The 9,509-nt window shown below is 44.9% G+C and carries 7 protein-coding genes; all 7 read right to left on the reverse strand.

Annotation, left to right across the window (positions count from 1 at the left end; all coding sequences use genetic code 11):
* Positions 1-273 precede the first annotated feature (273 nt).
* A complete protein-coding gene (locus F6K37_RS23760) occupies positions 274-774 on the reverse strand; it encodes a diheme cytochrome c (protein WP_229414779.1) in 501 nt (166 codons plus the stop codon).
* A gap of 88 nt (positions 775-862) precedes the next feature.
* The gene (locus F6K37_RS23765) at positions 863-1,771 is read right to left on the reverse strand and encodes an AAA family ATPase (RefSeq protein WP_008191660.1); all 909 of its coding nucleotides are present in this window, start codon (positions 1,769-1,771) and stop codon (positions 863-865) included.
* Positions 1,772-2,052: 281 nt separating this feature from the next.
* Positions 2,053-2,244, reverse strand: a complete 192-nt coding sequence (locus tag F6K37_RS23770; RefSeq protein WP_008191666.1) for a hypothetical protein — start codon at positions 2,242-2,244, stop codon at positions 2,053-2,055.
* 112 nt (positions 2,245-2,356) lie between these two features.
* On the reverse strand, positions 2,357-2,536 hold the full coding sequence (locus tag F6K37_RS23775; protein WP_287252535.1) for a hypothetical protein: 180 nt from the start codon (positions 2,534-2,536) through the stop codon (positions 2,357-2,359).
* 372 nt (positions 2,537-2,908) lie between these two features.
* On the reverse strand, positions 2,909-3,937 hold the full coding sequence (locus tag F6K37_RS23780; protein WP_287252537.1) for a bifunctional riboflavin kinase/FAD synthetase: 1,029 nt from the start codon (positions 3,935-3,937) through the stop codon (positions 2,909-2,911).
* Positions 3,938-4,100: 163 nt separating this feature from the next.
* A complete protein-coding gene (locus F6K37_RS23785) occupies positions 4,101-7,244 on the reverse strand; it encodes an ABC transporter substrate-binding protein (protein ID WP_287252540.1) in 3,144 nt (1,047 codons plus the stop codon).
* A 233-nt stretch (positions 7,245-7,477) separates the two neighbouring features.
* Positions 7,478-9,509: ABC transporter substrate-binding protein (locus F6K37_RS23790; RefSeq protein WP_287252542.1), on the reverse strand; the 2,032-nt coding region annotated here is incomplete at its 5' end.

Genomic DNA, 9,509 nt, shown 5'->3' on the forward strand with positions numbered 1-9,509 from the left:
ATCGGGAATCGGGAATCGGGAATCGGGAATCGGGAATCGGGAATCGGGAATCGGGAATCGGGAATCGGGAATCGGGAATCGGGAATCGGGAATCGGGAATCGGGAATCGGGAATCGGGAATCGGGAACACAGAAGAGCCAAGAGCCAAGAGCCAAGAGTGAAAAAATCTTGTGTATCTGATTAGACTAGAAAGCGCTATACTTCCCTAATTTCCCAGACTCCCAGACTCCCTATCTCCCTATCTCCCCATTTCCCCATTTCCCCATCACCGGATTAGGGGGCATCCTGCCATTCTGGGGTCAGGGTGCGGTAATCGTAGTTTGCGACACCGGGATGACAAGTAACACAGGTTTTAACCCCAAAGGGTCGAGGGATTTTGACTCGGGGATGCAGGGCATTGAAATAACGGGATTGGGTCATACGATAAGGGACTTCTTCGTCTTTGTTATGGGGACGGGAGAAGTCTCGCAAGTATTGCCAGGTCAGCAATAAACTTGGACCAAGCAGTCTTCGGAGTTGCGTACCATAATGTTCCTGTGGCTCTAACAATAACCGACGCCAGGTTTCGGTAGGCAATACTTCTGGTGGCAAAGCAATGTGACAAGCGGAACAGTTTTCTAGGTAAAGGTCTTTGCCTAATTTGTAGCGCTTGGACACTGGGTCCATGGATGCGATTACTTCGGTGGGGGTGGAGGTAACTGTTTCTGGCTCAATCGTATATCCTACGGCTCGCTCCAGTCCCCATCCTATGCTAATACTCCAAAAAATTAGCAATAATAACAGAACCCAAGGTGAACGTCTACGGTTTCGCCTTGGGCTTCTTGAGTTCAAAAATTTGGACATACCTCACACACAACACTCTTTAAGGGATTGGTACAGAGCGCAACAATTGCTCAACAATGGGCTGAGCACGACGCCCCCCCGAGGTAATGAGACGATGGGACAGTACATAAGGTGCCAGGAACTTGATATCATCTGGGATGGCATAATCTCGACCTTCCACAAAGGCTAGTGCCTGGGTTGCCCGTTGTAAAGCAATGGTACCGCGAGGACTGACTCCTAAGGTGACATCTTCGGCGGAACGGGATGCTCTGACTAAATTGAGCATATACTCTTGTAGTGACCGTTCTACTTTGACCTGCTGACAAAGATGCCGTAATTCTAATACTTCATCGGTGGTGATACAGGGGGTGAGCTCGGAAACCATCATTCCTTCTAGATGGCGTTGCAACATCTGGAGTTCTTCTTGTTCTGTGGGATAACCTAGGGATAAAGATAATAGGAATCGATCCATTTGGGCTTCTGGCAAGGGGAAGGTACCTTGATATTCCACTGGGTTTTGGGTGGCAATCACGAAAAAGGGCTGAGGTACGGGACGCGATCGCCCATCTACGGTTACCTGCTGCTCTTCCATTACTTCCAATAAGGCTGACTGGGTCCGGGGTGTGGCTCGATTAATTTCATCGGTTAGCAAGACATGGGTAAATACTGGACCTGGCAGAAATTCAAATTCACCACTGCGCTGATTCCAGATATTGGTTCCTGTGATATCCGTAGGTAATAGGTCAGGGGTACATTGAATACGTTGAAATTTCCCATCTATGGAACGGGCTAGGGATTTCGCTAGTAGTGTCTTGCCCACACCAGGGACATCTTCCAGCAAGGCATGACCCCCAGCCAATAGGGCCACGATCACTAGACGAATGGCATCTGCTTTACCAACAATCACACGACCGAGATTTTCCTGGAGCTGTTGAATTCTTTGTCTCATAGAGCAGTGTTCAATTGGGTGAGGGATAAATTATTGGAGGGAGCAGGGAGCAGGGAACAGGGAACAGGGCAAACATCCCCCTATCTCCTATAAGCTAGCAAGGGTTTTCGGAAAATGGGAAAGATTTTGATAGGGCTTATCATACTTATGAGGTACAGGAGGTACAGTCAAGTTTCTTACCCCGACTCCCGATTCCCGATTCAAATGTAAAAAACCTACCCTGATCAGGTGGGTGATCCCCCCTAACCCCCCTTAATAAGGGGGGAACAAGAGCAAGATCCCTATTCTTCTTCATCCATGGGTAGACTTTTATCAAGAAAAATTAAAAACTTAGCATCAGGCATGAGATGTTTCATGGCTTGCGAATAGCTCCTGGCATCAGAAGGGCTGCAGAACCGAGCGAAAACTAATGGTGGCCTGCCTCGCAATAGGCGAATCATGACCCACGGTTGTAAGCTGGGACTATAGGACATAATTTAGGTATCTCCTTTAAAGGGGAGCCAGAGCCAGCCTTGGGCGTGTACATCTTCGGGCTGGCTCTTACTTTTGTATCTCCATTTTGAGTATAGCACAAAAAATATTTAATTATAGCATATTTTGAAAAGTTTTGTAACAAATTCCTTTAGGGAGTGGGGAATCGGGAGTGGGGAATCGGGAATCGGGAATCGGGAATCGGGAGCAGGAGTAGGGTGCGTTAGGGGCGGGCTTGCCAGCATTTTCAACCTCGTAGTCAGTGTTGTGAGAGCCCGTCCCGTAACGCACCACCAGTCAAACTGATTTTGTTTTGGGGTTTTGCTGCGGGATTAGCGATCGCATAAAGGATTAGCGATCGCATAAAGGATTAGCGATCGCATCACTAATACAGAAGCGATCGCATCACCGATACAGAAGCGATCGCATAAGCAATACAGAATTTTCCAGGTGGGTTGAGCAACTACAAAATTCTAATCAAGAATTGGTGAGCCTGCTCTAACTTTCTGGTGGGTGATCCCCCCTAACCCCCCTTAATAAGGGGGGAACAAGAACAAGCCAGTTACTGATCTGACTCCCGACTCCCGTTCCCCTCCTGGGAGGGGTTAGGGGTGGGTTCCGACTCCCGATTCCCGATTCTCAATTCTCAATTCTAAATTCTCAATTCTAAATTCCCCTAAAAAAATCCCTAGCGGCTTCACAATCTCTCTGAATCTGGGCTTTGAGGTCATCTAGGGAGGAAAATTTTTGTTCGGAGCGGATAAATTTCTTGAGGCTTACGGTTAGGGTTTTGCCATATAAGTCTCCGGACCAATCGAATAGATGAACTTCGACGGTTAAACTGGTGCCCTTGACCGTGGGGCGCATACCAATATTCATGACACCAGGATGGGAGGATAAATTGGTGTCTAGGTTAGAGGATTCAGGGCCATGGGAGACTTCGACGCAGTAAACCCCTAGCTTAGGCAAAAATTTGTCTGGGGGTAAGTGGAGGTTAGCGGTGGGAAATCCAATGGTTCTACCGAGTTGTTGACCTTTCTCTACTATTCCGATTAGGGTGTATGGCCGTCCTAGAAATCGGTTGGCTTTGTCGATATCCCCTTCCGTTAAGGATTGGCGAATGCTGGAACTACTGATCCGTTGGTCTTGACGTTTGTACAAGGATACGATATGGACGGTAATACCGTAGGCGGAGGCGATCGCATCCAAATCCGTTGCGGTGCCAGCTCGCTTATGGCCAAAGCAAAAATCCTCTCCCACACTGACTTGCTGTGCCTGGAGTTGCTCGACTAAAATCTTTTCCACGAATTCCTGGGGACTCAGGGAAGCTAGCTCCCGGTTAAAGGGTAATAGGGCTAACTGTTGCACACCCAAGGCACTCAACTGTTGTGCTTTTTCTGTTGGTGGTGTCAGTAGCTTCCAGGCTTGACCGGAAAAGAATTCTCGGGGGTGGGGATTGAAGGTGGCTACTGTGGGATAGATTAGTTCTAGATTTGGGTCTAGATTTGGGCCAGTGGTTTCTGGGTTACTAAATTGCTCAAGATTAGATGATGTCAGGGCTTGAGCTTGAGCAGTAACTGGCTTCGGCAAAATGGGAGCAATAACTTGCTGATGCCCCAAATGGACGCCGTCAAAGTTTCCCAGGGCAACAGCGGTTGGTGTTAACGCGGTAGTTAGAGATGATGTAATCCACACGCTTAATATTTTGACATATTTCTCCGCTGCTAGGCAATGGATGAGCGCTACGCGCAAGTCAGAAGTCAGAAGTCAGAAGTCAGAAGTTTACTATAAGAGCTTTTACTAGTTGTTATGATGTCCTAACCTGAATGAGTAGTGCTATATTAATTGCCTGATGAACTTACTTCAATTTAAATTCACCATCAACCACTTCCACCAGGACAGGTTGACTCTGGCGCTCCCCTTGGTCAGTAAACCGCAAAGGTAACCCTGAGGTATCACTCGCTACAAGATTAACCTTGCGGAGTCTGTCGAGAACTTTCTCGGGAGAGGCGTCCTGGAACAAAGCCTGAATCAAGGCTTGAGTAGCATCGAAGCTTGTGGCAGTGCGCCAGTTAACATCTCCTCGCCATAGTTCCCTAGCTGCTGTAGAAAAGTTTTTTGCCTGTGGTGATTCCCTAAACCAGGGGACTGCGATAGTCAACCCTTCAACCCCTTGTTCACGCTCTTGCCAGGTTTTACTACTATATAACGTATCCCCACCGAACAACCTCAGCCCTTGCTGATCTCGGTTGTTGGGGTTAGGGTTTAGGTTAGCGTTGGCTTTAGCAATATTAACAGCTGTATCAATGTATTCCACGCTGGGGAATAACATGGCGGCCTTGACTTGATCTTGATAGAGACTTATTTCGACTTCTTCTGTTATATTAAAGTCGGATTTGTTTAATTCAATCTTCCGAACCACCTTACCCCCTAGTTGTTCAAAGTCTCTTTTAAAAAAGTCTTTGAGACTATTGCTATAGACACTGTCAGCATCATAAAAAATTACGACTTTGTCTAAGCCCAGTGTAGTTTTGAGATGTTGAGCCAGTGCTTTACCAACTGCTAGATTAGAAGGAGCTGTCCTAAATAACACCTTTCCATTTACATAACTACTGGTGCTGGTGGAGGCAATCATGGCTAAGCCAGCTTGGTCGTATACCGGGAGTGCGGCCTTACTGGCATTACTAGAGTTATGTCCAATTACCCCCAGGATAGATTTTTCTTTAACTAAAGCTTGAGCTATTTCTTTCGCTGTGGCTGGATCGTTGCCATCGTTAGCGATCGCAATTTCCAGAAATCGACCATTTAATCCCCCTGAATTATTGAACTGGTGTTGGGCTTGGGCTACTCCCCGCAATATTTCTTGTGCCCTGTCTTTTGACTGGTCAATGGGCACTACCACAGCGATCGTGAATGGTTCCAAGCCCTGTTGACGGGCTCGGGCATTGTTGTAGTAAATCAGCAATTCTGGATCATTGGGATTAGCCTGCCAAGCTTGGTTAAACAAGTTAGCTGCTGCCTTATAGTTTTGGTTTTGGAATGCTGCAGTAGCACGGTCAATTTTTTCCTTGTTGTCAATTCTAGGAAATAAGCTGTGGTCACCCCGACTAATAGTAGTAGCAATGCATCTAATCCCGAAGACTTTATGTTGACCAGCTGGACAGGGCGTTGATACCTTATAAAATCCCACACCAACCAGGGAAATGATTGCTACTCCTAATGCTAGTTTACCTAACCAATTTCCTTGACTAAGATTCTGATGATTAATTTCATATCTAAACTCAGCAATAATCCCAGAATCACTAACCATTCCAGAGGACAAATTATTGTGAATTAATCGATCAGAGTTCTCTGGATAATTTTGAATTTCCAGGATTTTTTCCTGTGCTGATATATTATCTGGAGCAATTTCCAATACTTGGTTAAACTGCTCTCTTGCTCTTGTGAAGGATTGTTGCTCTATCAACTGATTGCCATAATTTAAGAGGGAGCGCACCAAGCCATCTTTGTTACGGATTTGGTCAATTTTATAGGCTCTTTGGTAATAGGTAACTGCTTTCTCAAACTCTCCCAACTCTAGATATCCTTGAGCTAGGGAAAATACAGCACTAAAATGATTAGGGTTTAGTTCCAAAACCTGTTCATATAGTCCTAGGGCTTTGGTAATTTCCCCCTGTTGATCCTGGGTAGTGGCTTGTTGATAGATGGGATTAGTTTGCTCTTGGTCTATTTTTTCTAGTTCTAGGATTTCTTGCTGGAGTGGGTAACGTTTAATCAACCAGCGCCGGATAAATTCAATGGTTACTTTAGATTTATTTTTATCTAAGAAACCCCGTTCCGCTAGTTGGTCTGGTGCTTTTATTAAGGATGTTGTTGGAATAACGCCGTAGTTTTCGAGTAGACTTACAGCAAGTTTTGCCCCCCTAGCCCCCCAACTTTGGGGGGTTCTTGAGTTAAAGTCCCCCAGAATTGGGGGATTTAGGGGGCTTGCAGTTGGTAGTGAGGTCAATTCATCTGAAAACGGCTGTAATGGCTGGTCTGAACTATTTTTAGAACTATTTTTAACGAGATTATCCGCCTCGGCAAACGCAGAGAATACTACTCGTTCTGGGATAGATAATCCGGCTCTAATCCCTAGCAATCCAGCACTAGCATTTTCTAGGGCTTGGTCTACACTGTTTTCCACATCTTCTGGGGTGATTTGCCACTGCTCTAACTCCCTAGCTCTGCTAAAAATAGCAAAGCATAGGACTTGGGTAAAATAGGGATGCCCGCTAGATAACTGGTAAATGGCTTGGATAGCAGCAGGTTCGTAGGTGAGTAGTCCTGCTGCTGGTTTGGTAATTAGCTCCTGGGTAGTTTGTTGATCAAGTAAGCCAATTTCTTGGGTTGGGGCATCTTTGAATATCCGGAGTAAATTCGGTAAATCTTTCGATTCCTGTTCCACACAGAGAATCAGGTATAGATTATCCTGTCGAGCAACTAGGGATTTTAAGTAAGGAAATAAATGCTCGTATAATAGGTGATTATATTGGTTATAATCTGGGCTATTTAATGTCTCGAATTCATCTAGCAATAACGCTATATTTTGGTTGCCCAAGCTTTGATATAATTGGGGCAAAAACTGGTTAGCAAATATCAAGGGGTCGGTGTCTAGGGCGGTACGGTCAGGCAAGGGGATTTCAGGGGAGTCTAGTTCCAAGCTATCCAGGATTTCTATCGCCAGTTCCTCTAAGAGCTCACCAAGAGATTTGTGACTGTAGGATTCCAGATCAAAAGGAACAAAGGCAAAGCTATCTAAGTCAACCGATGTAGGAATATGACGGAGTAGGGACGACTTACCAATCCGCCGTTGACCGTACACTATCATAACCTTGGTTTTATTTTTGAGGTTATCCTCAATAAACCGGAATAAGCTTCGCCTTCCCCAAAATAATTCCGGGTCATTCTCATCAATTGGACGACCAATAATATAGGGATTTCTAGGAACTATTGAAATCATTTTTTGTCATCTCCGATAGAGATAGAGATATAACGTTTACTGCTTTAGTTAGGTTATTTTTATTTACTCCATACTCTATTTTATCCAATTATTTAGGTTTTATAGACAACTCCCTAGGATGATGTTTAAGATCCTTATATTTCCTACCGAGGTTAGAATTCTAAAATTTTAGTAAGTATTTTTAGTCAGTATTGCTAAAGGGGAATTAGGTGGTATTGCCCCAGGCTTGATGATTACGGTGACTTTTCAATCCCCTCTTGGTCTTGCTCTGACACAAATTTCAATTTACCCTTAATCACTTCCACCAGGACAGGTTTACTATCATTACGCTCCCCTTTCGGAGTAAACTCCAAACTAAACCCTGAGGTATCACTCGGTACAAGATTAACATTTTGGAGTCTTTGGAGAACTAGCTTTCGGTCGGCTTCCTTGAACAAAGCTTTAATAAAAGCTTGAGTAGCATCAAAGCTAGTGGCAGTCACCCAGTTAACATGTCCTCCCCATCGTTTGTTAGCTGCTGTAGAAAAGGTTATTGCCTGTGGTACTTCCCTAAACCAGGGTACTACCATAGTTAAACCTTCAACCTCTTGCCCAGCCTCTTCCAAGATTGTCTTAGTATATAACGTATCCCCACCGAACAACTTCAGCCCTTGCTGATCTCGGTTGTTGGGGTTAGGGTTCAGGTGAGCGTTGGCTTTAGCAATGTCAACAGCTGTATCAATGTAATGTGTGCTCGGGAATAACATGGCGGCCTTGACTTGATCTTGAGAAAGATTCCTTGTGAGTTCTTCAGTTATATTCAGGTCTGGATCGTTTAATTTAATATCCCGAACCACCTTACCCCCTAGTTGTTCAAAGTGGGTTTGAAAATCTTGTTTGAAACCTTTGCTATAGACACTGTCAGCATCATAAAAAATTACCACCTTGTCTAAGCCAGCTTGAGTTTTGACATGTTTAGCCAGTTTTTTCGCAAATTCTTGATTAGAAGGAGCTGTCCTAAAGAACACGTTGTTATTGATGTCTTGACTGCTTAAATCAGTACTGGTGCTGGTGGAGGAAATCATCGCTAAGCCAGCTTGGTCATATACAGGGAGTGCGGCCTCGCTGGCCTTACTAGATTCATGTCCAATTACGCCCACGATAGATTTTTCCTTCACCAAAGCCTGAGCTATTTCTTTGGCTTTGGCTTGATCGTTGCCATCATTAGCGATCGCAATTTCCAGAAATCGACCATTTAATCCGTATGAATCATTGAACTGATCTTGAGCTTGGGCTACCCCTCGCAATGTTTCTTTTGCCCCGTCGTTGTCTTGGTCTATGGGCACTACCACAGCGATAGTGAATGGATGTTGCCTCTGTTGGTGGGCTCGGGCATTGTTGTAGTAAATCAGTAATTCTGGATCATTTCGATTAGCCTGCCAAGCTTCCTTAAAAAACTTAGCTGCTTCGGAATAGTTGGCGTTTTGGAATGCTTCAGTAGCACGGTCAATATTTTGGTTGTTGTCAATTCTAGGAAATAAGCTGCGCTCACCGCGACTAATACTCTGACTAGTATTAGTCTTACTACTATTAGTGGCGACACATGTAATCCCGAAGACTTTCTGTTCACCGGTTGCACAGGGAGTTGATAGGTTATAAAATCCCACACCAACCAGGGAAATGATTGCTACACCTGCTGCTAGTTTGCCGATGCCTAACCTAGTAGGATTGGGGGTGCTATGAACCGGATTGATAGGTGTCTTACTAATAGCTGCGATTTTAGCTTCAATATGTTCTAGTTTCTGCTGTGCTAATTGATCCTCAGGGTCAATGTGCAACATTTGCTGAAAAGGCTTCTTGGCTTTTGTGAATGCTTGTTGCTCGATCAACTGATCTCCATAGTTTAGTAGCGATCGCAAAAACCCTTCTTTGCTTTGTACTGGCTTAACTGGATAAACTCTTCTATAGAGTTCTACAGCTTTCCTGAAATTGTTGGCCTGGAAATACACCTCAGCTAGGGCCAACAGAGCGCTAAAATGATTGGGATTAACTTGCAAAACCTCTTGATAGAGCACTAGTGCTGTCTGAATTTGCCCCTGTTGATACCGTACATTGGCTAGTTTATAGATCGGATCACTTTGGTCTTGGTCTAGTGTCTCCAGTTTTAGTATCTCTTGCCGTAGTGAGTGATGCTGAAGTAACCAGTGGCGGACTAATGGCACCTTTACTCTACGTTCTGTATCATCGACGAAACCGTAGTCTTTAAGTCGTTTGGTGGCTTGATAC

Origin of the sequence: Moorena sp. SIO4E2 (assembly GCF_010671945.1) — a bacterium.
GTDB classification, from domain to species: Bacteria; Cyanobacteriota; Cyanobacteriia; order Cyanobacteriales; family Coleofasciculaceae; genus Moorena; species Moorena producens.